Annotated in this window: 29 protein-coding genes; 10 read left to right on the top strand and 19 right to left on the bottom strand. The window is 38.0% G+C overall.

The genetic code is table 11. From position 1 onward, the window contains the following. Window positions 1-68: 68 nt before the first annotated feature. The 4 genes from V6B33_RS01290 to V6B33_RS01275 form a co-directional block, all read right to left on the bottom strand. Window positions 69-335: a hypothetical protein gene (locus V6B33_RS01290; RefSeq protein WP_334215931.1), complete on the bottom strand. Its 267-nt coding sequence runs from the start codon at window positions 333-335 to the stop codon at window positions 69-71. A 260-nt stretch (window positions 336-595) separates the two neighbouring features. Next, window positions 596-1,141 (bottom strand): signal peptidase I, encoded by a 546-nt coding sequence (lepB, locus tag V6B33_RS01285; RefSeq protein ID WP_334216401.1) that lies wholly within the window; start codon window positions 1,139-1,141, stop codon window positions 596-598. 810 nt (window positions 1,142-1,951) lie between these two features. Then, window positions 1,952-2,350 carry a VOC family protein gene (locus tag V6B33_RS01280; protein ID WP_334215930.1) on the bottom strand — a complete coding sequence of 133 codons (399 nt, stop codon included), beginning with the start codon at window positions 2,348-2,350 and terminating at the stop codon, window positions 1,952-1,954. Window positions 2,351-2,438: 88 nt separating this feature from the next. Further along, complete coding sequence (locus tag V6B33_RS01275) at window positions 2,439-2,879, bottom strand: YybH family protein (protein ID WP_334215929.1); 441 nt, start codon at window positions 2,877-2,879, stop codon at window positions 2,439-2,441. Window positions 2,880-3,183: 304 nt separating this feature from the next. On the opposite strand from V6B33_RS01275, the gene V6B33_RS01270 reads away from it, so the two are divergent. Together V6B33_RS01270 and V6B33_RS01265 are read left to right on the top strand one after the other, a co-directional pair. Further along, window positions 3,184-3,615 (top strand): SRPBCC domain-containing protein, encoded by a 432-nt coding sequence (locus tag V6B33_RS01270; RefSeq protein ID WP_334215928.1) that lies wholly within the window; start codon window positions 3,184-3,186, stop codon window positions 3,613-3,615. A 1-nt stretch (window position 3,616) separates the two neighbouring features. Next, window positions 3,617-3,943, top strand: coding sequence for an ArsR/SmtB family transcription factor (locus V6B33_RS01265; RefSeq protein ID WP_334215927.1), 327 nt, complete (start codon window positions 3,617-3,619; stop codon window positions 3,941-3,943). 869 nt (window positions 3,944-4,812) lie between these two features. On the opposite strand, the gene V6B33_RS01260 is transcribed toward V6B33_RS01265, so the two are convergent. From V6B33_RS01260 to V6B33_RS01245, 4 genes are all read right to left on the bottom strand, one after another. Next, window positions 4,813-5,307, bottom strand: a complete 495-nt coding sequence (locus V6B33_RS01260; protein ID WP_334215926.1) for a hypothetical protein — start codon at window positions 5,305-5,307, stop codon at window positions 4,813-4,815. A 220-nt stretch (window positions 5,308-5,527) separates the two neighbouring features. Then, complete coding sequence (locus V6B33_RS01255) at window positions 5,528-6,232, bottom strand: response regulator transcription factor (protein ID WP_334215925.1); 705 nt, start codon at window positions 6,230-6,232, stop codon at window positions 5,528-5,530. After that, a complete protein-coding gene (locus V6B33_RS01250) occupies window positions 6,216-7,655 on the bottom strand; it encodes a HAMP domain-containing sensor histidine kinase (protein ID WP_334215924.1) in 1,440 nt (479 codons plus the stop codon). The genes V6B33_RS01255 and V6B33_RS01250 overlap by 17 nt, the downstream gene beginning before the upstream one ends. Before the next feature lie 397 nt (window positions 7,656-8,052). Beyond that, on the bottom strand, window positions 8,053-9,060 hold the full coding sequence (locus V6B33_RS01245; RefSeq protein ID WP_334215923.1) for a DUF3231 family protein: 1,008 nt from the start codon (window positions 9,058-9,060) through the stop codon (window positions 8,053-8,055). A 473-nt stretch (window positions 9,061-9,533) separates the two neighbouring features. On the opposite strand from V6B33_RS01245, the gene V6B33_RS01240 reads away from it, so the two are divergent. From V6B33_RS01240 to V6B33_RS01230, 3 genes are all read left to right on the top strand, one after another. Then, window positions 9,534-10,040, top strand: coding sequence for a DUF3189 family protein (locus tag V6B33_RS01240; RefSeq protein ID WP_334215922.1), 507 nt, complete (start codon window positions 9,534-9,536; stop codon window positions 10,038-10,040). Between the two features lie 340 nt (window positions 10,041-10,380). After that, complete coding sequence (locus V6B33_RS01235; RefSeq protein ID WP_334215921.1) at window positions 10,381-10,854, top strand: hypothetical protein; 474 nt, start codon at window positions 10,381-10,383, stop codon at window positions 10,852-10,854. Next, window positions 10,851-11,354, top strand: coding sequence for a hypothetical protein (locus V6B33_RS01230; RefSeq protein ID WP_334215920.1), 504 nt, complete (start codon window positions 10,851-10,853; stop codon window positions 11,352-11,354). Before V6B33_RS01235 ends, V6B33_RS01230 begins: the two co-directional genes overlap by 4 nt. Before the next feature lie 83 nt (window positions 11,355-11,437). On the opposite strand, the gene V6B33_RS01225 is transcribed toward V6B33_RS01230, so the two are convergent. Beyond that, window positions 11,438-12,109 (bottom strand): AraC family transcriptional regulator, encoded by a 672-nt coding sequence (locus V6B33_RS01225; protein WP_334215919.1) that lies wholly within the window; start codon window positions 12,107-12,109, stop codon window positions 11,438-11,440. A gap of 442 nt (window positions 12,110-12,551) precedes the next feature. Here V6B33_RS01225 and V6B33_RS01220 point away from each other — a divergent pair, with 442 nt between their 5' ends. Beyond that, complete coding sequence (locus V6B33_RS01220; RefSeq protein WP_334215918.1) at window positions 12,552-13,019, top strand: DUF3291 domain-containing protein; 468 nt, start codon at window positions 12,552-12,554, stop codon at window positions 13,017-13,019. Window positions 13,020-13,162: 143 nt separating this feature from the next. Here V6B33_RS01220 and V6B33_RS01215 read toward each other — a convergent pair whose 3' ends face one another. Further along, window positions 13,163-13,513, bottom strand: coding sequence for a hypothetical protein (locus V6B33_RS01215; protein WP_334215917.1), 351 nt, complete (start codon window positions 13,511-13,513; stop codon window positions 13,163-13,165). A 117-nt stretch (window positions 13,514-13,630) separates the two neighbouring features. Next, window positions 13,631-14,065, bottom strand: a complete 435-nt coding sequence (locus V6B33_RS01210) for a hypothetical protein (RefSeq protein WP_334215916.1) — start codon at window positions 14,063-14,065, stop codon at window positions 13,631-13,633. A gap of 188 nt (window positions 14,066-14,253) precedes the next feature. Between V6B33_RS01210 and V6B33_RS01205 the strand changes: the two genes are divergently transcribed. Beyond that, on the top strand, window positions 14,254-14,403 hold the full coding sequence (locus V6B33_RS01205) for a hypothetical protein (RefSeq protein ID WP_334215915.1): 150 nt from the start codon (window positions 14,254-14,256) through the stop codon (window positions 14,401-14,403). Window positions 14,404-14,525: 122 nt separating this feature from the next. Here V6B33_RS01205 and V6B33_RS01200 read toward each other — a convergent pair whose 3' ends face one another. The 3 genes from V6B33_RS01200 to V6B33_RS01190 all read right to left on the bottom strand — a co-directional run bounded on the left by V6B33_RS01200 (window position 14,526) and on the right by V6B33_RS01190 (window position 17,797). Next, window positions 14,526-14,876, bottom strand: coding sequence for a VOC family protein (locus V6B33_RS01200; protein WP_334215914.1), 351 nt, complete (start codon window positions 14,874-14,876; stop codon window positions 14,526-14,528). Between the two features lie 973 nt (window positions 14,877-15,849). Next, window positions 15,850-17,265, bottom strand: coding sequence for a DUF4179 domain-containing protein (locus V6B33_RS01195; RefSeq protein ID WP_334215913.1), 1,416 nt, complete (start codon window positions 17,263-17,265; stop codon window positions 15,850-15,852). Beyond that, window positions 17,258-17,797, bottom strand: a complete 540-nt coding sequence (locus tag V6B33_RS01190; RefSeq protein WP_334215912.1) for a sigma-70 family RNA polymerase sigma factor — start codon at window positions 17,795-17,797, stop codon at window positions 17,258-17,260. The genes V6B33_RS01195 and V6B33_RS01190 overlap by 8 nt, the downstream gene beginning before the upstream one ends. 402 nt (window positions 17,798-18,199) lie before the next feature. Here V6B33_RS01190 and V6B33_RS01185 point away from each other — a divergent pair, with 402 nt between their 5' ends. Further along, on the top strand, window positions 18,200-18,700 hold the full coding sequence (locus tag V6B33_RS01185; RefSeq protein WP_334215911.1) for a CBO0543 family protein: 501 nt from the start codon (window positions 18,200-18,202) through the stop codon (window positions 18,698-18,700). On the opposite strand, the gene V6B33_RS01180 is transcribed toward V6B33_RS01185, so the two are convergent. The 5 genes from V6B33_RS01180 to V6B33_RS01160 all read right to left on the bottom strand — a co-directional run bounded on the left by V6B33_RS01180 (window position 18,693) and on the right by V6B33_RS01160 (window position 23,677). Further along, window positions 18,693-19,292, bottom strand: coding sequence for a VanZ family protein (locus V6B33_RS01180; RefSeq protein ID WP_334215910.1), 600 nt, complete (start codon window positions 19,290-19,292; stop codon window positions 18,693-18,695). The genes V6B33_RS01185 and V6B33_RS01180 overlap by 8 nt on opposite strands. A gap of 122 nt (window positions 19,293-19,414) precedes the next feature. Then, window positions 19,415-20,494, bottom strand: coding sequence for a helix-turn-helix domain-containing protein (locus V6B33_RS01175; protein ID WP_334215909.1), 1,080 nt, complete (start codon window positions 20,492-20,494; stop codon window positions 19,415-19,417). A gap of 471 nt (window positions 20,495-20,965) precedes the next feature. Then, window positions 20,966-22,864 carry a S9 family peptidase gene (locus V6B33_RS01170; RefSeq protein ID WP_334215908.1) on the bottom strand — a complete coding sequence of 633 codons (1,899 nt, stop codon included), beginning with the start codon at window positions 22,862-22,864 and terminating at the stop codon, window positions 20,966-20,968. A gap of 254 nt (window positions 22,865-23,118) precedes the next feature. After that, on the bottom strand, window positions 23,119-23,448 hold the full coding sequence (locus tag V6B33_RS01165; protein WP_334216400.1) for a 6-aminohexanoate hydrolase: 330 nt from the start codon (window positions 23,446-23,448) through the stop codon (window positions 23,119-23,121). Next, complete coding sequence (locus V6B33_RS01160) at window positions 23,441-23,677, bottom strand: helix-turn-helix transcriptional regulator (protein WP_334215907.1); 237 nt, start codon at window positions 23,675-23,677, stop codon at window positions 23,441-23,443. Before V6B33_RS01160 ends, V6B33_RS01165 begins: the two co-directional genes overlap by 8 nt. 294 nt (window positions 23,678-23,971) lie before the next feature. On the opposite strand from V6B33_RS01160, the gene V6B33_RS22010 reads away from it, so the two are divergent. Together V6B33_RS22010 and V6B33_RS01155 are read left to right on the top strand one after the other, a co-directional pair. Beyond that, complete coding sequence (locus V6B33_RS22010) at window positions 23,972-24,079, top strand: DUF3967 domain-containing protein (protein ID WP_442915456.1); 108 nt, start codon at window positions 23,972-23,974, stop codon at window positions 24,077-24,079. Between the two features lie 150 nt (window positions 24,080-24,229). Continuing rightward, the gene (locus tag V6B33_RS01155) at window positions 24,230-24,802 is read left to right on the top strand and encodes a dienelactone hydrolase family protein (protein WP_334215906.1); all 573 of its coding nucleotides are present in this window, start codon (window positions 24,230-24,232) and stop codon (window positions 24,800-24,802) included. Window positions 24,803-24,897 lie beyond the last annotated feature (95 nt).

Raw genomic sequence — 24,897 nt, 5'->3', positions numbered from 1 at the left:
CAACTTTAAACAAAAAGTTTAATGGGGACGACTAGTATTCTACTATTTGGTGGGTATATGTATTCCCGTTATAGAACGTATGGAGCAAATATATATGCGGTAACAACAGCCAAAATTAGATATAAGGAAAACTTTTTAAAATCTTTTTCCACAAAATTTTTAATTGCTTGAGCCAGTAACAACAAGGAGAACAATGCAGGACCAGCAATGTTTAAATAGTAAGCGAAGCTGGTTTCATACCCATATTTCGTGAAATAGAAGGCTTGAAAAACCGCCCAAAACAACAACAAACCGCCCACGAGGTTCACTAAAATTTGTGTTTTTTTCACTTTCATATTTATACCTCCTTTTTGCTTAAATGGGCTAGAATATAATATCAATCGTCCCCTGACAATATGGCTCGCCGTGACTTACATCAATGCTTTTAATATCCTTGACCTTTCCGCTTTTATCTACCAGGCTCACATCTTCCTCCCATAGCATATTGGTTTTCCCATATATTTTTATTTCCTTGCATATCTCATCCTTCTTTCTTTAATCGAATAAAGAAAAGCTGAAGACCCCTCAACCAATCTTCAGCTTCCGTTCCCTGAAACTATTCATTTTCAATAATCCTCATATCCTTCAACGGGTAAAATATAATATTCGTAGTCCCCACAACCTGATCAATAGGTATCGCGCCTATCATCCTGCTGTCTGTGCTGTTCCTTCTGTTATCACCCATAACGAATAAATGGCCTCCCGGTACAGTGGCCTGTCCGACAGCGGTATCCTCCAGTTTAAATGACCTCGTTAAGTCACCTTCTATATCTTCTTTTTGCTCATCCAGGTAAGGCTCTTTATACGCTTTCCCATTTACATATAAGGTGTCGTCTTTGTACTCGATTTTATCACCGGGCAAACCGATCACACGCTTAATATAATCCTGTTTCTCATTTGCGTGAAAAACAACAATATCAAATCTCTCCGGCTCACCTATCTTGGATACTATCATTCGATCATGGTCATGTAATGTCGTATTCATTGAAGCTCCGTCAACCATGATCGGGGTAAATAAGAAGGTCCGAACAATAAAGACGATGACTAATGCTACACCTAAAGATTTAATCCATTCAAGGGTTTCATTTTTCTTTTTAACCACTTTCTTCATCCTCTCACCTGAAAAAATCTATGTATTTTATAATCTAATGTTATACCAATTATTTCAAATATAATGGTTTTGGGCAATACTCTTCTTCCAATACGTACGTGGAACACTGCAAAACTAAAAACCCCCATCTACTTGTACATCTTCCCTCCAATTTGCACCTTCACCATCTCTTTCTTTGTGATAAGTTTCACAAATCTTTCGTTAAAAAGTGCCTACTGCTTCAATTTCACCCTAACAGACCAACCACTTTGTTCCGAATACTTTCATTTCTTTTTATAAAAAAAATATTAACCTGTTAATATTTATGGAAAATACAGGGTGATATCCGATACACTGTTCATAAAACGATAAGGGTGTTGATTTCCATTATGAACAACGTAATCAAAAGCATGATTAAATGTGAAAAGTGTAAAAGAAAAATACAATGGCAATATAGTCTCTCACCACATTATGATACAACCTCTACCTTCTCGCCTTTTAACCTGAATGAAAATATTGTGGAAGCTGACTTGATTAAAAAACTGAGCAATAAACTATATAAACTCCAGGTATTCTGTACCCAGTGTGGCTACACGAATCCATTTACCTATACTATAAAAACCATCTAGTCTTTTATATGAACTGTCGGAAGCTTGCAACTTACTTCTATGATCACAAGATTCCCTGCATTCCTCGGCGGCTAACTCTTATCTGGCTGCGACTAAGGATCATAATAAAGAAGCGCGAGATCCGTAACCGCGCTTCCACATCCTATTTCCGGGTAGAGGGGAATTAATCGGCACATGCCCGTCCCATTCTCACTCATTCAAGCAAATTCAACTGCCACGAAACACCAAAACGATCATTCAGCCAGCCAAATTTCTTACTGAAACCATAATTACCAAGCGGCATAAGTGCTTCTCCACCTTCGTTCAGTTTCTCAAAAAGATGGTCAAGTTCTTCTTCCGTATCACATGTAACAAAGATGGAGAATGAAGGTGTGAAGGTAAACTGATGTGTTACATTACTGTCAATGCACATGAACTCTTGTCCTTTCAAGGTGAAAAAAGCCTGCATGACCGTTCCTTCATCTCCGCTTTCATTTGCACCGTAACGAATAATATTCGTAATGGCCGAATCCTCTATCAGAGAGGTGTAGAAATTCATAGCTTCTTCTGCATTGCCCTCTTGGAACATTAAAAATGGTGTGACCTTTTCCATTATTAACCCACTCCTTACAGTATTTATTTTCTAAAGTCTTTTTTTAAAAAATCGTAAATCCCCCGTATCGGGACCGACAATATCGACCTTACCTCAAGTCAAACATTCCCTTCCCATCCTCCATATTGATGGGCAAAGAAGAATGCTCGTGTGTAATCAGCCAGGCACCGTTTACTCTTTTCAAGCCAAATGTAAACCGGTTGGTCATCTGACGAAGTTTCTCTTCTGATCCTTCTTTGTAGGCAGCAAACGTAACAGAACAATGAACAAATGCGAGATTTGTATTTTCTTCAATCACTACTTCGTCCACATCCACTTTAAGTACATCACCGTTTTCTTTTAAATCGTTAAACCAGTCTAAAACCTTTTCTCCCCACGCATCTTTCCCCTTGCATTCCCAACTCCCCCAGCAATCATAAACATGGACGTCAGATGAGTACGCAGATAAAAGTACGTCATTATCCCTCTCGTGCACAGCCTGTTTATACGTTTCAAGCACTCCCTGAATGGTACCGATTCCTTCAGACATATGTCCCTCTCCCCTGTCGTGCGTAATGTTCGTTCTGTTACTTCTTCCATACTGATTGCAGTAATTCCTTCATCAGCGGCAGGTTAAGGTCCTTCTCCCCTTGAGCCCTCCATTCCCGTATCTATGTAAAAAGAAGCGCGAGAACCGCCCCGCGCTTCTTAATAGTGAATGTAAGTTATTGCAACACTAGTGTTGCAAGTATAAATGTTTTTTACAAATACCCCCTGATGTGCAACACTATAGTTGCGTCTAGGCGTTAATATGTGCTACACTTTGGTTGCACTTGTGAAAAGGAGGAGTAGTTATGGAAAATGATCAAATTAAAAGAGAGATTTTTATAAACGCATCTATCCAAACGGTATGGGAGTTAATTAGCCAACCGGCATGGTGGGTTGGTGATGCACCTAGTCCGGACAAGGTTCAGGTAGATGGCCAACGTGTGGTGGCGGACACAAAGTATGGACAATTCCCGGTGTTGATTGAACAATCAGAACCGCCAAACTACCTTGCGTGCCGGTGGGCAAGTTCATTTCCCGGAGCGGAACCAAACGGAGAAAACTCTACCCTGGTTGAGTTCAAGTTGTCTTCAAAAGATGGGGGAACTTTACTTAGAGTAGTTGAAAGCGGCTTTTCACACCTTGCAGTATCCGAACAAGAGCAAAGAAAGTTCTTCAAAGGGAATGTCCATGGCTGGGAGATGCAATTGGAAGTTCTGCGGAAGCGTGCAGAGCAATAAATTGGCAACTACAGACAGCAGTATTTTCGAAGATGTCTTGATCGCCTTAGCAGACCCCACACGTAGAGAATTACTTGACCTAATCGCTTTAAGTGAACAAGCCACAGCAACAACATTAGCAACTAAGGTAACGGTTTCTCGTCAGGCCGTTGTTAAACATCTAACAATCTTAAAAGATGCCAGGCTTGTTTCCAGTAATCGTGTCGGACGGGAAGTAAGATATATGCTGTGTCCTCAGCAACTGTCTTCAACAGCAGAGTGGATGGCAAATCTGGCTGCCGATTGGGACAGAAAGTTAGAATGGATTAAGCGCATAGCAGAAGATTAATAAATGAAAGTTAAATAACCTATTAAAGACACAAATTTTTATCAATCTGTGAAATAAACCAATGACCCCTGTTCTTATCAAAAAAGAAGCGCGAGATCCGTCCCAAAGCTTCCCCGCTGCTTTCAATTCAGAAGAACAACGCTACTATAATGAGCTTCGAAAAGAACGAACCCCCTCATCAGTAGAGGGGGTTCTTTATCTTCAGGTTAAATAGGGACGGTTCTCAATCAACTTTTTCGGATAAATATCCCGGATCGGACCTTCAGGCTATCCAACAGGTATAGTGGGCTTAAAACGGTTTAATGGCTTTCTCGTTTTTACCAGTTTGAGGCTGATTTTCAATTCTTCTTTCTGCAGCTTCCTTGGGGATTTTTTCTAAGGTGTTTATTTACTTCTTCTACTTGATTTGTATTTCTCACTTCATCCATTTTCAAATACCTCTATTCATTAAAATTTTTTTGATAAAAATAGTATGCAGCAGTAACGAAGATTTTATGTCCCTTGAAGTAAAATCACATGTTTTTGCAACCGGTATGTGACATAGCGGTTATCGTCTACAGGACTATTCGGAGTTTTTTTCATAGTGATCCAAGTACCAGATGACAAAGAAAAATCACGGAAGTCCTTTGAAACCCCGTGATTTCTTTATATCCGGATGATTATTTTCCTTTTAGGACTTGTTTCATTTCCTTATATTCATCACTAGTTAATTCCCCATTGACGTATCGAACGGCCAAAAGGGTTCCTGGGTTATTGATATTATTCCTGTTTCTATTGCGGGCAAATAAGAAAACAGCCGAAAAGAGTAGAAGTAAGAAGAAGAGATGAAAAATGAAAAACGGAAAGTGCATGACAATCACTCCTATATTTTATTTTGTAAAAGAGATTCCTTGTTTACGCTGACCCCAAGGCTTATAGACAGAAATTGCGAAGATGAAGATGAGCGAAACCAGTTGTAAAATGATGCCTGCCCATAACCCTAATGGCGGATCAATGAAAATAGAGGTAACTTTAATTTCATTCAAGGCATTTAACGTAAGACCGTACATCCCCCATATATTTAGAACAATCAACAAAACGGTTATGATTTCTTTCACAATGATCCACTTATATTTGAACAGCCCCCATTTTGTCCAAATGGATAAGAGAATTCCCGTTATGGTGGTTCCGATTGTTGACGCTCTGATCGACGTTTCCGAGAGAACATGCATAATTGCATAACAACTTTCCAATAGCCGATCTTCAGCCGTTGTCACGGATACGATGCTTAATAGAAGAAACGTCACCATATTCCCGAGCATTATGGCTGAAAATACAATATGTAGAGTGACCAAGCCCTTCCTTGCCGTCATGGAAAGCTTCATGTCTTCACCTCCTGTCTACAGATCAACTATATCAAGCAAAACTGAACTTCCTCTGAAGCATCTATAAACTTTTTATAAACTATCTATAAAATAAAACAGAATTAGCGGGTACCGTACGGAGAGAAAACTGATAATAACGCAAAAACGCTCAACATTTAATCTGAGCGTTTTTTTCGTAATAATCTACTTTTCATATTCCATATGCTCCTTGGAATGAGTTTTATCTATTCCCTGTAAATCGGTATCCTGATCCCCATACGGTCAAGATATATTCAGGATTAGCGGTATCAGATTCGATCTTTTTTCGTATTCTCTTGATATGAACGGTCACGGTGGCTGTATCCCCCATCGAATCCAGACCCCAAATTTTTTCAAACAGCTGCTCTTTCGAAAATACTTGATTGGGATTCAAGGCCATAAACGTGAGTAAATCAAACTCCTTATTCGTGAACTCCAACTCTTTGCCTTTAATAAACACCTGTCTGGATGTTGGATTGATTTGAAGGTCCTTTATGTAAATTTCCCCATTTGTTTGGGTTGATTGGGTCAGCCTGTCATACCTGGCAAGATGCGATTTCACCCTTGCCACCAATTCATTGGGACTGAAAGGCTTAACAATATAATCATCCGCACCCAAGCCCAGGCCGCGGACCTTGTCAATATCATCTGATTTTGCGGTGACCATCAATATAGGGATATCGTGTTCTTCCCTGATGACCCTGCATAGTTCAAATCCGTCCACTTCAGGCAGCATCAAATCGAGTATGATCAAATGAAATGCCTTACTTCTTACCATCTCTAAACCTTCCATTCCATCTGTGGCAATGTCCGCCTTGAAACCTGCGATATGAAGATAATCCCTTTCCAACAACGCTATACTTAGATCATCTTCAATAATTAAGATTCTCTTATCCACGTTCTTCATCCTCTACCTTCTGTAATGTAAAACAGATGCGGAGTCCGCCGCTATTCCTATTTTCTGCCCAAATGTTTCCCTTATGTGCATGGATGATCTGTGAGGCAATGGCTAATCCAAGTCCGCTTCCATCAGAACTCCGGGAAGCATCGACACGATAGAAGCGATTGAAGATGTTTTTCAGATCCTCCTCCGGAACGCCTGTCCCATTATCATTGATGCAGACCTCGACCATTTTTTCCTTATCCGTAAGAGAAACGGAAATTTCTCCTGGCGTTTTTTCGATATATTTAACACTATTGTAGATGATATTTTGAATGACACGTATCATTTTATTTCTATCTATGAGGACATTGCTTGTTGTATGTCCGTTTAGGTTGAGGTTAATCCCCTTTTCATCCATATCATCCTCTATTTCACGCTGATAGTCTTCGATAAATGCTGTGATGTTGACTTTTTCAAAATGAAAAGTCTCCCTGTTTACATCCAGTTTTGAGAAAAGCGCCAATTCCTCGATCAATTGATTGATATAGTTTGTCTTCGAATGAATCGTATCCAGGTATTGTTTTTGTTTCTCTGGCGTATCCGCCACTCCATCCTGAATGCCCTCAACGTACCCCATGATCGAAGTAATCGGAGTTTTTAAATCATGTGATATATTGGCCACCAATTCTCTTCGATTCCGTTCATATTGATCTCGTAATTCAATCGATTCCTTTAATTGCAACCGCATGTGATCAAATGTTCGAAGAAGTCTATTCAGTTCATCGTTCCCTTGGGGTTTTATTGTAAAATCAAAATCCCCTCTGCTGATTTTGTCAGAGGCCGATGATAATTGATTGACAGGACGTAATATCTTCTTTGACATGAAATAAGATAATGTGGCATTCGTGATGAAAAGGATTAGTATCAGGCTCAGGATAAAGATTGGAAAAAACACTCTGGCATAAGTAACAAATGACGGAGCATGATTCAGCAGGAAAATGGATCCTTTGATTCCGTCCTGAAAATAAAAATCATAGTGTAAAACGGAAAAATGATCCTCTCCATTCCGAATGACAACCGGTCTACTTTCCTCACTGCCAAAGGATGGGAGTTCATCTAAAGTCATCGTTTCAACTTCCTTAGAGGAATAAATCAAATGATTCCCCTTGCGAATAACAAGATAGGTCTCTTCTTTATCAAGTTGTTCATTGATCCTGTGTAAATAAGACTCATCAAACAATTTCTCTTCGTGAAGTGATACGGTTTTCTTCAGCTGAGTGAATAGTTCCATCTGGGTATCCGAGTCTGTATCCCCCCACGTTCCAAAACCCGATGAAGAATTTCCGGTGAAGACAATATGTAATAAACCCATGATGACTACTAGCACCAAAATGGGAGTTATGATCATGGCAGCATGAGAAATGATGAGACGTTTTCGAATAGACATGATTGTTACTCCTTCCGTAAAGCCATCTTCATCATAATCAAAAATATGGAACAATGTCTAAAGAGTTTATAAACTTTTTATAAACTGCTGTTTTGAGATGGAATGGGTTAATGCGTGTAACCAAGTGTGTTTTGGGAAACTCATTGTGGGCAGGAAAAAAACGCTTTAAGCTAAAGGGATGCGGTGGACAACAAAGAAAATCGCAGAAACTTCGTCAAAGCAGCAGGCAAGCACAAAGCCCTCATCATCGTCAGTGATGGGCTGCTGGTACAGAAGACGAAGAAAGTCTTATTCTGATGTCATTGTTTAAATGTAAAAAGCAGGAAGCAATAAATTGCTTCCTTACTTCCACGTCCTATTTCACTTCGAGGTAATGATTATAAATAATTCCTATTCTTTATTTATTTTGATTTCTAAGTGACTCTCGATCAATGGATTGGGGAGGCTTTTCAAACCATCCGTGATCAATTAACAGTTTGGCACCTTGCTCAGCATATGCACCAAGTTTAAGGATATAACCTTCATAATTTAATGTTACATCTTTTCGAAGTGATGCCGCAATAGCCAGTCCAAAATCACCAATACCGATGGCACTTTGGGCATTCGAATGGAATAGCATTAATTTATCCGAAAATGGTGCCTCTTTGCTATTAGTAATAGTAGAATCCCAGGTGGAGGGATAAGAATTATCGTCTTCTTTTAGTTTTATCATAAAATCTTCAACCATTTTCTTACCTAATTCATATCCATCTTTAAAGTAGTCACTAAGTTTCTTGGACTGAGCAACTTGGCTGAATCCTAAGAGAATTGTTTTAGCCACATTGGCCACTTCAATATTTATTCCTAAATGTGCAATTTCCACTCCAAGGAGTGGACGTCTGTGTCCTATCAGTCCACCAAGGAATTTCCTCTCTGTAACATACTCTACTTTTTCTGGGTAATCCATATAAGGAGATCGAATAAATACTCCTTTTTCCTGCATTAGTTCAGTATTCCGGTCAAACAACGTTTCGTTTTGATTTGAAAACTCTTTGAATAAGTTACGGACATCTTTACGAGCAGAAACAGACTTAGCCAAACTGTAAGAATTCAATCCCGTTCTACCCATATGATGCAAGTAACGCATATACGTTACATCCGAAAAAAGTTTCTTTGCTTGCAAGTTAACATCCTGTTTCCCAAATCCGTTTGGGATAGGAATACCTTCTTTTGTAAATAAGTCCGATAGTTGAGCCACATGTTCAATAGAGTAGCCAAGTGCAAGTTCAATAAGTGGTTTAACGTCCTGATCCTCACAGGTTTGTAAAAAATGTGTTAGAACACAAATAGACATGGTGTCACCAATATAGGTACTCCATAACATCGAGACTTCAGAAGATGTTAATTTAGGAGTGTGCTTTACCATTACTAAACCCCCATCACATATTTTTCTATTATTGTTTCCGTAGACATTATGGATTATGTATAAGTGTCAGGGTCTGACCCCGATCTTCGACTTCCCTTTAATGAAAATTTACGAAAAAAACCCTTTAGATAGTCAAAGAACCTCATCCCATCACCCTCCCTGGGGTCAGACCTTAATTCATCGAATATATGCTGACTTTTCACGATATATGCTGACTTTTTGGGATTTATGCTGAAAAAAATGAGGTTATGCTGACTTTTTCCGATATTTGCTGAATAATTTCATTTTGTGCTGACTTTAACTGAAAATCCCATTAATAGGGATCGTCCCCGCTATTTCTGTTTCCACACTTAGTTAAAAACAGGTCCGGGTACCAGTCCACCCTGAATAATCACAGTATGCCATTCACATAATAATACTGGATTGTGACATAAGTGATCGATATATAAATAATTTGATAAGGAAGATTTACTATGATGTATATCTATAATGATTATGGCGGGACACATACTACGTCTTTGGCTGCCGCTTATCATTTAAAGCAATTACCTCAATCAGAAAGAAAACTAACTCCGGAAGAAATAACAAATGTAAACTATTTCAATCAACTGACTAAAAAGGATTTTGGAAAGCTCATTTTTCACGGGACCGATGAAGATGGAAGCTCAGTGTATACAATCGGAAGGAAAAGGAATAAACTCGTTGTTCCAGCACTAAAAGAATTGACTCTATTACTGCAAAATAGATTTCAAATAAATGAAAAGATTGTCTTCTCCAATACATCACCTACGGTTCCAATGGTCATGTCGGTTGGGGGTTTTTTATCAAGAGGATTAAAAATTGATTCAATAGGGGTCCCATTATTAATAAAGGGAGCACAGCAATGCTGTGACAATATTTATCGTTTAGTGGAGAACACAAAAGAAGTTGCTAAGATTCCGTCTAATGAAAATGTGATTATTTTAGAAAATAAAATGTAAACAGTAAAAGGAAGAATTCCAAAATTGTAAATATTTAATTAAATGTGACAATAGCAGAAGATTGGGCACCTGATCTTCTGCTATATCTAGATTCCAACAAAGGGGTTTAACTGAATAAGAATGAAAAGGGAGACGTTAGTCATGGCCACAACAAATAATATCCCCAATGTTCATTCTTTCGTAAGTACAGCTGATAATAAATGAAATATAAAAATATAGTGATTGGTACACATTAAATAGAAGGTGGAACTTAATTTGCTAAATAGTTCAATTGCTTGATTTACCTGCTACAGAATTCTTATATTTAAAGAATTTGCTGAATGGCAAAGGAGTTACCTAAATGGTTTTCACATATTTTATCTTGTTAAATCTAATTGTTGTTATTCTTTTTATCAAAACAAAAAAAAATCTTCACATTCTTGAAATAGTAGTTTATTGGCTTGCCGCCTCATATCTGTTTCAAAACCTTTCAGCCTTTTGCTATATGAATTTAAAAACATTGATTATTCCTGAAAAGCTTGGTTTTGAATTATCGCATTTTTTAAATCGGACTGTACTCTATCCTGTTATCATGGTTACGTTTCTTCACTATTTCCTTCTATTAAAAGGTATCCTACGAAAACTTTTATTATTCCTCTTCTTTATTTCATTCTTAGCAGAGATGGAATATATCGAACATTTTTCAGGTGTTCTTATCCATGTTCATTGGAAGCTTTGGTGGTCATTTGCTTTTTGGCTGGGAGCCCTGCTGATTTTGATTGGAATTATGAAGGTATTTCGTAGAATCCTTTATAAAGGAGAACCACCTGTATGAATGTTACTTTTGATTGGAACGAATGGTATTTCATCATAACCACCACAATCATTTTGTTATTGTATTTACCGATCCGAAAGTACTTTTCTCCTGTGTTGGTTACGGTAATATGGATATATAACGTCGTATTAGTGGCTACTATTGATTATTTTCTTCTTGCCACCCCATTCAAACTTTATATTTTTGGCGATAATGCTTCCTATGAACTTTCCGGCGCACTATTTCACTTTATTATGTACCCTTGTGCAGCCTTGCTTTTTCTGTATGGATACGATAAGGGTGAATTATATGGAAAGAAAACACTATGGTATATTCTGTTTTGGAGTGGTTTTTCACTATTTTTCGAATGGCTGACTGTTAAAAATGGGGCTTTGACCTATACTGGATGGAAGCTGGTTTACTCTATTCCAGTTTATCCGATTGCTGCAGTAATGCTAATAATCATTTTTCGATTTACTAAAACGAAACTGCAGAATTTACAACCTCAAAAATCGAATTGAACGTCATACGAAAAACAGGTGCCTGTCCCCCGTTACGCTAAAGCTTTAGCATGCGGGAGTCAGGCACCGACTTTTTTTCATAATTACGCAGAATTAGAGCTGTCCCTTACTACTCTAATCATTTCAAAATACTGTGTATCCCCCAAGCCATACTCCCGGAAATTCCTGATAAGAAGAGACACCAGCTCTTTTGCCGGAAGATCTCCATGCTTATGAATATACACCATAAGATCACTGTCTTCTTTAAGATAATTCAAATAAAGATGATTTCCCTTGTATAAGGAAATGGGCTCAACTTCCGTAGGCATCGTTTTATAAATCATCACTTGCTTGTAAAGTTGGGCATACCCTTTTGCCTCCAGGCTGTGGGAACGTACGGGCTTGAAATGATCATCGACAAGATGGAGTTCAATTGACCCTTTAAATTCTGTTTGGTCTAACCAGGCGAGTATGGTCAGGAGATTCATCTGACAGAACATATCCTCATCAAACCATAGTTCAATCCGGTCAAAATTTTCTTTGAAGAATGGCTGCAATGGTTGCATGGTGATTTCGGCATATTGAGCCGGTGACACCTGATGAACCCCGGCACGCATTCCGATAAACTCATCGGAGAACAAATCATCACAGGTTTCCCCATAACACATGGCCTCGTTAAAGGGCATCATCCGTTCGGGTTCAAGAAACTGCGTCTCTTTGAAGTGCTTATACATTTCTGTTCCATTAAGAATATGTACGGTTCCTGTTTGAGTCATGTGGATACCTCCAGTTCGATATACGATTTCCAAGTAATGGTAAATAAGGACATCAGATGCAGTTAAAATGTATCAATGTCCAATTTCCTTGCCGTGAGTAATGCTCATTCTGTTACTTCTTCCATACAGATCACATGATTTCCTTCATTCCTTGTTGATTCTATGTAAAATGAAGTGCTGGATCCGTCTCCACGCTTCTAGATAAAGATAAGGGACTGGCTTGTTTTTTTTCATTAAAACTCCGTTTGTGTAATATCAATAATTGCGACTTTACAATAATTTATTTTTGCACCTCATTTGTTAATTTCTACTGAATAAAGAATTAAACAAAGTAGTGCATCTGATTCTTTCACCATAAATGAAAAGTTATATAGTTCAACAAGGAATACGTCAAGTCATTCTAGAATATATGTAGGTGAAAAGTGTAAATGGAGGGATTAATTTGGCTTTTGCTGCGATTTATACGGTTGGCAGGTTAAAACATCCTGAAGAACATCCTGCATCTCGTGAGTTTAATGAAGCGGGATATGAAGTAATTCGACAGGCTGCTAAAACTGGGGATTTAATAAAAGAATTTTCACCTAATAGAGTACGTTTCCCTGAGGAATCGATCGAAGGAGAGGGTTCCCCTGTTCTCACCCTAACAGTATGGAAAAACCTGCAATCTTTATTTCGTTTTACCTACTCAGGTCACCATATGCAAGCTTTAAAGGATAGGAACAAGTGGTTTGAATCTATTCAAGAGAGACAACCTAATTATGTGGTGTGGTGGACTGAGAAGTTATCGGATGTTTCATGGAAGGAGGCTTTCAAGAGATACGACTTCTATATTCAAAATGGACCTGATCCTTTTGCATTTGACTTTAAGCACGCATTTGATGAATTTGGTGAGAGGGTCTCAATTAAATAGCCTGGGTCAAATCTCCTGTACTGTCCAACCCTGTCATTATTTTAATATAAAACGTTCAAAACTCACAAAAAAACTCAGAAAAAATTTTCCCTGAGTTTTCTTCCGGCCTTTTTATAGCAAGTCCCGGTTCAAAATTCCTATCCTCACCTCAATTTAATAGGTGAATGTAGATCGTTAAAATCCCGATAGGAACGATAGGAAACAAATTTCTTCCCTTTTGAATATCCATCCAGTTGTAAAATCCGGTCAGACCTGGTTTCTAAGTAATAAAGGTGAGAGTCTTGCATATTCAGATTGGAAAAGGTATAGGTGTTGCCGAGGTAATGCTTATTGATTACTTGTGTGTCGGGGTGATGCTGAATGAACTCCGCCAATTCCTGTATCGAGGAAGAGGGAATGTCAGCGATTGAATAAAATGTCTCCTTAATATTGTCTTTTACCTTATTCATTGCAGTTAGAGTCCTGTCTTTTAATTCACTCCCATTTAACTCCATAAGTCCACTCCTCATTTCTTATTATTGCATTTCATCTTTTGCTTATTTAAAGATTAGGGAACTGACCAATCTTAATTTCATTAAATCTACCGTTAGCTTACCAGGATCTTTTCAAACTTAATGATACTGAAACCAAACAAACCACCCTTTTTCCTTACTTTTCGCCAAAAATATTTGGCCTTGAGCTAAGCTTGCTCCAGGTGCTTGAGGGAATTCTAACCGTACAAGCCACGACATTTCAGCAATTTCCTTTCCACAAAAGCTTTTTGCCATTCCGAAATAGACTTCTTCTTCTTTATTTCCAACTGTCTCGGGAAAAGGTTTGGCAGTTACTATACTCCACTTAGTGTATATGCCGGGAAAATCATCTATTCCAGTTCCATAAGTTTTTGGTATTAAAGAATTTAATGCCCCAATAACCTCTTTTGTGTCCTGGATAGATGTTTGTTCTAATTCACTTAGCACCGGACAATCATTGGATTGTGCGTGGACTTCAACTGACCCCAAAGTAAAAAAGGATATGGCAAAGAGCGATAGAGTCAATGCTTTCAAAATAAATTCACCTCTTTTCTAATTTCCCCAAAAAGAAAAGAGTTATCAAGGCTTCTTCAACTTTTACTTCATACCTAAATCGACTGTCATTTTTACATGTTGAATAGCAGCAGTAGAAATAGCAATATCCTTTTAACCATTTTTAATTTTCAAAGTAAAAATGGTGCATATTACCGGTAGGAGGTGATATGGTGGCTGACAAGAAGAAAATTTCCAAAGACATAGAAAAATACAGTTCATTAGACAATGGAAACAAAAACGATCGACACAATGATAATGCTAGGGCAGCGGCAGCTCTTGAACAAGAAACCCCAAGAATTAATACAGATAATCTTTAGGCATTTTGTGGCGGGTTCTTATTCTACTTTTCCGGTCCGATTCTCTTCACCGGCCTTAACGTAATATCTGTTATAATTCCCCTATAAAAAAAGCGCGGGATCGATCCCCGCGCTTCAAACAGCTAACATTGACAAATCATTAAATGATTACCGTCCAAATCCTCAAAGTTAAACCAGTTACCTTCAATATTTGTTGTGATTTTTACATTTTTGCTTTTCATATATTCGTAAGCTTCTTCAATATTATTTGTGTTCAAATGAAAAGGCGGAGCTTTATAGATCCTTTCCTCTGAATAAATTTTACTGTCCAATACGATATCAGTTCCGTTCATAGGCAGTATGTATAGATGACCGAATAAAATCTCTCCATCTGCCGGTAATCCCAATATGTCACAATACCAGTCGCGTGCTCTTTCAATGTCACTCACAGGAATGAATGTAGTTCCGATTTGATTTAACACTGGATTTGCCATCATCATTTCCCCCTCTTGATATATATTTTCTTACAATATCTCTTGTTGAAATTACCTGACGTGATCTTAATTCCAATTATTTCAAAATTGTGGAGCTTACTCAAGACAAATTTTTTATAAAAAAGAGAGTATTCGTTCTAGTTAATAAAAGAGACGATGACTCTCATAATAAAGGGTTCGGGTTAGGATTTCGAATACAAAAACTAAATTAACACACCAATCAGCAGTACTATTCGTTTCTGAATTAGACTGCTTTTTTTGTTGAAATATTTAGGGGTAAATAAAATAAACGGTAAATCCGCTCTGAATTTCGACCTCTTTTAACATGGGGGCATACGTTTTTGACAGCATGAAAATTCACATGCTAATTGTTATACCAATTGGTGTGCTACGAATGATATTTAATTAGCAGGTGGTGGGTGTTGATTTTTAGAGGCAAATCATTAAGCAGACATTTTTTTCATCCTTAATTGTGAGTAAACTCTGACTGTTTTAATAAGGGGAGTTTTTCCCCTTATCCTGCAGAATCGGGCCAGGTTCCGGGATATAAGGGAAGTTTTTTCCGTTAAGGCAAGGTAAAATGGTCCATTTTCATGCTTTTTGAGTAAATAGGGGGAATGTTTCCCTCTATTTACTCCATATTTCGTGCTAATTCCTCTATAAGAGGAAATTCTCTCCTTATTTTGGCAGGTTATTTTATGGGGATTATTGTATATTCGGAATCGCTGACCAGTGCTTATCCTGGGATAAAAAATGCTTGGAGCATTTGTCTCCAAGCATTTTTCTATTCAGATTTTCTTGCCAAATTGCCTCTTGATTTTGGTGCGAATTACTATACGAAAAGCAATGTTCATTCATATTTTGTACTTCAAAACAGAACCCCTTACTCTCATAAGCCATCGCCTTGTTATGACTCATTATGCCCTGCCCTATTAGATTTCCACTTGCCAAATCTATCTGGTCCCTATTGTGTTTATTCGCTCCCCGCCGGAAGTTCAACCGTAAACGGCTCTAAATCCTCAGAAGAGACGAACGATGAAAATTCAAACTGGAGGACCGTATCTTCCAGGTTAAAGTCCTGTATTTTTTCTTCTCCGTTCAAATCGAATGTGGATCGGTAGTGTGCAGTGGCTTGATCGATAATTGTTACTTTATTTAATGTAATTCCATGGTTTTTAGGCGGAAATGGATTGTCGGGATCAATTTTCGATGCATAATTCTTATCGACCAGCCAGAAAGCATATTCCAGGTTATGATTGATTATTTCCTTTTTATGATCACTCAAGTTCTCCGGGAGCCCTGTAAGTTGATAATCTACTACTAATTTATCGCCTTGCTGCATTACATCATTTACCTGCAGCCCTAAACCAATGCGCTCGCTTTTTAACGTAAATGTCTTCTTATCCAGCAGCTGCTCTTCTCTTGGAGCTGCTATACTTATCTGCGGATAAAAAGTCAGGGAAGTGATGTCAGCCTTCAGCTTGGTCATCTCTGTCCGCACGGTACTGTGATAACCATCTTCCTGTTCCGAATCCTCGAGTCTCGTTTGGTTTCCAAACCTATACACATTCCCTTTATTATCAACGGCTTTTGAAATCCTCATGTCATCACCCTTGTATTTCTTGGAGGTTTCATAAACAAGGGAAGACGTTTCCTTTGCTGTAAGAATCTCTTTTATCCGAATTTTGCCCCTCTTGTCCGGGTACTTCTGCTCTTGATCAATCGCAACGGTGCTATTCTGATCTTGCCTAATCGGAATATCAAAATTCCATTCTCCCTTGATCCCATTGATATTATGGATTGTTATAGGAAGACTGAAATTCTCCTTAAATGATTCATATGGATATTCCATTTTCCATTGAAAGTTATACCCATTATCCACTTTCCTAATGTCTGTTGACTTTCCATTCAGCCAAGGGTCGTTGTCTCCTTTATTGTCTTCAAAGTTCACATCAAAACTGACTTCGCCTTTTTCGTTTCGTCCATTTTCAACTCGATCATCTACAAATCCCGTGATGGACACGACGCTTCCATCAAAGTAAGCGCTGGTCAATTTGACCGTCACTCCATTTTTCGTAATCGCTTGGTTTAGTTCAGTAACGGCATTCTGATTGGCCAGATCAATACCCCTTTGATCGCTGAATTCTTGAAAAATCCCGCCGATTAAAGGAGCATTTGCCAAGACATTATTCATTGCAGGATGGACAAATCCGGAGGCAATCGTGATTCCAAGGACGGCAGCTGCAGACGCTGCACCGGCAAGAATCTTCTTTTTCTTTCCAGTTCCCTTATTCCCATTTCTGTTTATCCCTTTGGAAATGGCATGTAAAACTTTTTCTTTCGGCACTGATATTTGTTCAACTGCGCCCTTGAGTTCCTTGTTATCCATGGGATCTTTCCTCCTCTTTTTCATAAAGCTTTTTCAACTCTGCTTTTCCTCTGCTTAAGTAGGTTTTTACGGTATTCTCCGGGATTTCCATCGCAGTGCTGATCGTCTTGATCGAATAATCATGATAGTAGAAGAGAATAATGGCAGTACGATGATTCAGTTTCAGCTGCCCAATGGCCTGTAACAACTGTGAAGACCCTTCAATGTCTGGAGTTGAATCATCCGGCATGTTGGACAAATATTCATCATTCATTGGCACCACTTTGCCTCGTTTCTTAATTACATCCACCGCACACCGAATCACAATCCTGGTCAGCCAGGTCAGAAAATACTCCGGATGTTTCAACGAGCGGATCGATTTATAAGCCTGATAAGCTGCTTCCTGGACAACATCCAATGCATCATCTTCGTTATGTACATACAGATAAGCGGTCCTGTAGATTCGTTCATAATGCTGCTGAACTAACTTTTCAAAAGCGTTCTTATTTCCTTTTATTGCTTTTTTAACTAGACGCTGGCTTTCATTTTGCACCTGTTTTGCCCCCCTTTACTTATTAGTGGGATCTATTCTTAATAAAAGTTTCAATAAGTTTAAGTAATTTCTTGAAAACATATCATGTAAGGGTTAACCGGGGACGGTTCTTATCCTATTTTTTAAGGAGAATCCAGTGTGACCCTAACCATTCAGACCCAAAGATTTTTCGACAAGTTGGTTGATAAATCGGAAAAGTGGCTTGTATTTTTAAAATGTGGATCGTAAATGTGGAAAGTGGATCGTATTTTCCAAAAGTGGATCGTAAATGTGGAAAGTGGAATGTATATTTAATTGTGGGGATTTGGTCAGGTTCTTTCCAACTTTTTTGTCTCTATTAGTCATATTGTAATACATAAGACAGATTGTTAAAGGAAATATTATTTATTGGAGGTGTATTTAATGAAGGACAGAACAATATTGAACTTGTTGACCCTTAGTGGCATTGCTGGAAGCATATTTTTTTTATTACGCAAAAAAGGGAATACAAAAGATTGGTTTCTAATTTTCTTTATTAAAACCTTAGTTTCTACAATAATTGATGGACCAGTAGTTAAGACCAAATTCGTGCAATATCCACACCGATATTTATCTAAATTATTTGATTCTAACATTGTGTTTTTATATATATTGTTTCCTTTATCGTGTGTTATGTATAATCAATTCACTTATAAAATGAAACCATTAACTTCAGTTTTGAGTGTTTTTCTTTTTAGTGGACCGATGGCAGCTATAGAGCATTGGCTGGAAAAAAACACAAATTTAGTCAAATATAATCGAGGCTGGAATAGTTTTATTTCACTTATAGTTCTTTCGTTTACTTTTTCACTTGTAAAAGGATGCATTGAGGGAATTCGTTTCTTAAATAAAAAAGTCAATAGTCCCTCAGATAATCCTAATTAAATATTCCTTCCTTCATTAACCTGCCCCATTGAATTGAAGATGGACAATAGCGTGAGATCAGTTGTTTATCTTCAGTTATTGCCCCCTTAAGTTGAATAAATAGTTTAAACTCTCCATTTTTTTGCTTTTGATATTTATTAAATAACAAGACAACGTGAATAGGAATATATCCTAACATCCCGCCAATTGTATTTAAGATTAAATCGTCAACATCAAAACTTCCAAACTTAAAAATGAATTGAATAAGTTCAAATGTTAAACTCAAACAAAATGTTGCTATCATTACCTTCTTAAACATTCGAAAACGTTTTGATAATAATGGTAAAATAAAACCAAACGGTGAAAAACCAATTATATTTCCAGCTAGGTTTTCAATTCTTATATTTAAATTTATATCTGTTAAGAACAAATAAAAGATTATCGTTTTAAATGGAATAAAGTTATGACTGTTCCAAAAGTGACCGTCATACCTAAAAGTAAAATGATTAATCATGTCAGGGATTGTTAGAAATTTAAATAGGATTATTTTTGAAAGAACCAATAAATAAAGAAACAACACTACTACTAAAATTACTTTTATAAAAAGTCTCATACCAAATGACTCCTATCGTCTTGTCCAGAACAAGCTAGGGGCGGCTGCTATATTCAGCAAACTCCCCTTTAATGAAACTTCTTGGCTTCAATTTCTCTTCTTTTCAATTTACTGTAATAATACTATTTAACCAGGTTAGACATAAGCTTTGTAAGTGTCTCTTTTTTAATAAAAGGAGCCAGGTCTGCAACCAAATTGGGAGTTAAATCCGACAAATCAACCTTCTGAAGTAGATGATCAAGATTGTCTTTACCAACAAAAGGGGCAATGTCTACTAATGTTTCAATTTCTACCGATCTCTCTTCATCCCCAACCTTTTCAATCAAGTTGGCTAATGTTTCTTGACTAATAAAGGGCGCAAGTCCAGGTAATTCTCCCCAACTAACATCTTTTATATCCGTGTCTTCCACTAGTTGATTAAGGTAATTTCCAAGAAAGGGAGCAACACTAATTAGCTTCTCCATTGATATCTCAACTGTTTTTGTATTATTAACCAAATGAATTAACGTTTCACTTTTTAGGAATGGCGCTAGACCAACAACATGATTCCATTCAATATTTGTAAGGTCTGCATTTAACACCATTCTGTCAATATCGTTTACTAAAAATGGAGCAATCTCAATAAGTTCTTCTACATTTAAAGAAGTTTCTATGTTGGATACAAGTTTACTTAATGTACTTTGTTTGATAAATGGAGCTAATGAAGTAATTTGGTCCCATGAAATATTTGCACTTTCAACTTTGTTTACAAATCCATCAAGAGATTCTCTTTCCATAAATGGACTCAATTCTACAAGGTGTTCTAAGTCAAACGTTTGGGAAGAAACCTTGTTAGCTACATTTTCAATCGTACTTGTCTTTAACAATGGAGCTAATGATACAAATCCCTCCACCTCTGACTCCCCTGAATTAAGTAATTCTGCAGCTTGTTCAGGAAGTTTGTCAGACAGCTTCTCCACTAATTTACCCACATTTCTTGGTTGGCTGCCTGATATACCCCCACTTAGGATATTATCTACGGAAGTACCAAATAACCTCCCTACCGTTACAAGTGTACCAACATCCGGTAATGATTCCCCACGTTCCCACTTAGAGATAGCCTGGTGACTTACATTTAATTTTTCAGCAAGTTCGACTTGCGTTAGATCCTTCTTTTTCCGCAATGTAGAGATATATGATCCGATTAAGCTTGCATTTAGCATAAAGTACTCATCCTTTAACTTAAATTTTAAACAGAGCGCCCTGTTGAATAAAGAATAGCACAGGACCACATCATAGCCTATCAACTGCTGGTTGAAATAGGATTTAATAAGTTCTACCATAAGTTGAATGTCGTTTTTTTTGGTTATTGGGGACCGTTCTCCTCCTACTTTTCACGGTGGACCTGAGTGCCCCTAACCATCCTGACCCAAAGATTTTTCGACAAGTTGCTTGATAAACGGGAAAGTGGCTCGTATTTTTAAAATGTGGCTCGTAAATGTGGAATGTGGCTCGTATTTTCCAAAGTTGGCACGTAAATGAGTAGAGTGGAATGTATATTTAAATGTGGGGGATTTGTCCAGGTTTCTTCCCCAACTTTTCACAGTGAATCCAGCCTTGCAGGCAAGCTTGATAATGATGAGCTCCATTTTTTCTTGTAAAAGAAGAAAAGTAGAGCGGGTATCGTCCCCACTCTACTTCGTACCCTCCCCAAGAATATAACGAGAAAACCACCTCAAATTCTGCTCCATAACCGCCACATTCATTCCCGGCTGCTCAGAACTATAGGCCATTCCTTTAAAAACGACTAACTCTGTCTCCACTTCCATATCCTTTAACCCTTGATACAGCTCATATGCATTTGTAATCGGAACCCTAACATCCACTTCACCATGCTGGATCAAAGTGGGCGTACAGGCAGATTTGATATAGGTCATGGGTGATGTTCTCTCGTAAATCTCCGGATCATGCCATGGATCATTTCCGAGATGCATCCTGATAAACCAAGGGATATCCGTATTCACATAATGGTGACGCCAATTCGTGATTCCGCCTCCGACTGAAACAGCTTTGAACCGATCACTATAGATGGAACAGAAGGCTGAAATGAATCCCCCCTGGCTCCATCCCATCACTCCTACCCGGTCCTTATCGACAATCCCCTTGTCAACCAGTGCATCCACCCCGGATATGACATCCTGGTAGTCACCGATTCCCAGGTTTCGATAGTTCGCTTTTAAAAAATCATTTCCGTAACCGGAACTGCCCCTGTAGTTTGGTTCCAACACGATAAAGCCCTTTTCGATAAACGATTCAATCGGATATTTTTCATTAAAACAGCCAGAATGGATCGGGAAAGATGCCCACGCAGGACCGCCATGGTTGATCACTAATAAGGGATATTTTTTATTCGCGTCAAACTCTGCCGGTGTTGATAAAACCCCCTCTATTTCAAGACCATCAGTACTTTTCCATGAGATGATTTCCCTGTTGCTTTTAAGCTTTCCTTTGAAAAAACTATTTTCATCCGTTATCTTTTTATCGTCCAAATAGACTTCAAAGGTTTCATTCGGTATGGCCTTGGTATAGGCTAGATGATTTCCACCCTCAGTAATGGATGAATCCAGTATAAAACCATCCTTGCTGATCCTTTCCACCGTGCCATCCTCGGATAACAACCCGAGATGAACATTCGTTTTATCCTGCCATCTCATTAAAATCCCCTTGGTTGTCCACCGTAATGGAAGTACCGTACTATCAAAGTTGGTTAAAGGCTGAGTTTGCTTGCGAGTATGAAGATCATATACCTCCAGTGTACTGTCCTGTATATGTTTTTTATAGAACTCCTTCTCCTTTATGCTTGCTGAGTAACAGATTTGGCTGCCGTCGGGAGAAATACAGACGCTCCCGCCCAACAACTTATCGATATTCAATTTTCGCAGATCGCCGGCTTCAATATCCAGCATGTATAAATCCTGATTAAAAAAATCTCCCATGTCCGGGCTCGGGGCAGTCATCAATACAGCCTTTTTCCCATCACTTGAAATTTCAAATTCATGGATATGAAAATCCAGACCGTCCGTTAGTTGGTGCACCACGCTATCTTTCCTAGAATCAATGTAATATAAAGAATGATTCCTGTATTCTTTGCCTACATGATGGAAATCTCCATAGCTCTCCCTGCGTTTCTTAATTTCCCCGGATTCCTTTGACGGCGCAATATAATAAAGACCCTCGCCTGCAGGATTCCACTTGAATGTACTTACTCCTTCTTTTTCATCCGTGATTTGAACCCTGTTATCACCACCAAATGACTCTACAAAAATTTGATTTCCTCCACCAACACAACGAAGATATGCAAGTTGTCCAGAATCAGGCGACCACAATGGGGACGTCCCCTCTGTTAATGCGAAACATTCCCCCTTATTTTTTTCATAGATCCAAATTTGATTCTTGTATGTATTGTCTTTCCAGTCGGCAGTACGTTTGACGAATGCTATGTTTTTGCCATCGTCACTTATGTTTATGCTTGATAAGGTTGGTAGTGAGATAAGGTCTTCTATAGTTGGATATGTTTTTTCATTTATTTTCATTAATGAGACTCCTAATCTTTGTTGGTATTGTCTAAGACTTAAAAGGGCTTGACAATACCCATTGATTTTAAGCTTTTTCATTAACCTGATTAATAATTAAAGAAGGCAATGCGGGATCAATTCGCTGATCTTCAGTTAATGCCCCGCATTACGTTAAGTATAATACTTCTCGATGCCTCAATTTGAAGACAGTATAAGAAGAAGCTGCCAGTATGACAGCCTTGATTTTGTTTAGCCTCTGTTATTGAAATCAATTATTTAAAATCTCTTCTATATAATCTAAAAGAATAAATTGCACCGACTAAAAATACAATCCCTTCAAATAGAATGAACAACTGACGGAAGTACTCCATATTATTATCGACCAATGAAATAAAAATGGTAATCATGATCATTTGGGTAGTAAACATACAAGAAGTGATTTTTAAATAAATGGCATTTGTTCTTTCATCTGGTTTACCAAATTTTTTACCAATATAAATCAGTGTAAATATTGACACCACATGTAAAATCATCGTCAATCCAACAATAACATTAAAGTTTCGTGAGCTTTCCAACATCCAATCATTTAGAACATCAATCATCATTTTCACCCTTTCTCACGTAGAAAAATAACTCATTAACATCTACTTCAAAATAGTTAGCTATTCTAAACGCTAATACCAGGGATGGGGAATAATTATTTTTTTCCATTACGAAGATGGTTTGTTTAGAAACACCAACTGCTTCAGCCAATTCCTTCTGAGACATTCGCCTTAACACTCTGTGCTCATATACTTTATTTTCAATTGAATCTCCAAAGTCTTCTTTCACATATAACACCTTCTTTTTTACTTATATTTACATTATAAATAATTATTTAATAAAAGTAAAGTAAACTTATACAAATGATAATTATTTTTATATAAATGATTATTAACCTGCCCCATTCTTAAAGAAAATAACTAAAAATCAACACACACCTTTAACTATCTCCCTCAATTGTTGTATTCTTTCTATTTGACCATATCCAACCTAAATAAATGATGTATCCAATAAGAAGAGGTGATACAGCAATCAAACTGAAACTGTTTGGCAAATAAATGAACAAAACAATGCAATTAAAAAATAAGGTCAGGAACCATTAACCACGACCACATTCGAGAAGTACAAGAAACAAAAAAGGAACTCGCTGCAGCAAATAAAAGACATTGGTGGCAGTCTTGGAAAAAATAAATTATTAGAAATCAGGGATTAGCCTCTGTTCTAATTTTTCCTTTCAAAACTAAGCTCATCGCGACGAAGTTAAAGTTCAGGCAGGTCAAACAGAATTTTTGTCGAAACTTATACATTAGACATATGACATTCATTAAATTGGAGGAAAAAATGATGGCAGAAGTTTTGTTGTTACATCATGTTTTAGGCCGTACGACGGGGATTGAAGCAATCGCCGATCAACTGAGAGATGCGGGGCATATTGTGCACGTGCCAGATTTATTTGATGGCCGCACATTTTCCTCGTTGGAAGAAGGCTTGGCGTATATTAAGGAAATCGGATTTGAAGAAGTGACGGCGCGTGGCGTTAGTGCAGCCGGCGACCTTTCACGCGATGTCGTCTATGCTGGATTTTCACTCGGTGTCCCGGCAGCACAGAAGCTCTCTCAAACTCGTGAAGGAGCCAGAGGCGCACTGTTTTTTCATGCCTGCCTCCCGACCTCGGAGTTCGAATCTCCGTGGCCAGCCGACTTGCCTGTGCAAATTCACGCCATGAATGCTGATCCTTTTTTCGTTGAAGACGGCGACATCAACGCGGCCCGTGGACTTGTGGCGTCGGCCAACCACGCTGAACTTTTTTTGTACGAGGGCAAGGAACATCTCTTCACCGACAGCAGTATACCGTCTTATGATGCTGATGCGACGAAGCTTGTGATCAAGCGGGTTCTCGACTTTCTCGCATAGCTGTCAACAACAAAAATCAGCAGACTGGAATGAAAAACGCCATGGAATCAAGGCTCCCTGGCGTTCTTCATTTATTTCTCATTTAAAATGAAATG

Origin of the sequence: Mangrovibacillus sp. Mu-81, assembly GCF_036867415.1 — a bacterium.
Lineage (GTDB): Bacteria > Bacillota > Bacilli > Bacillales > Bacillaceae_B > Rossellomorea.
Note: the sequence above shows the minus strand (reverse complement) of the source record. Positions and strands in the feature narration are given on the sequence as shown.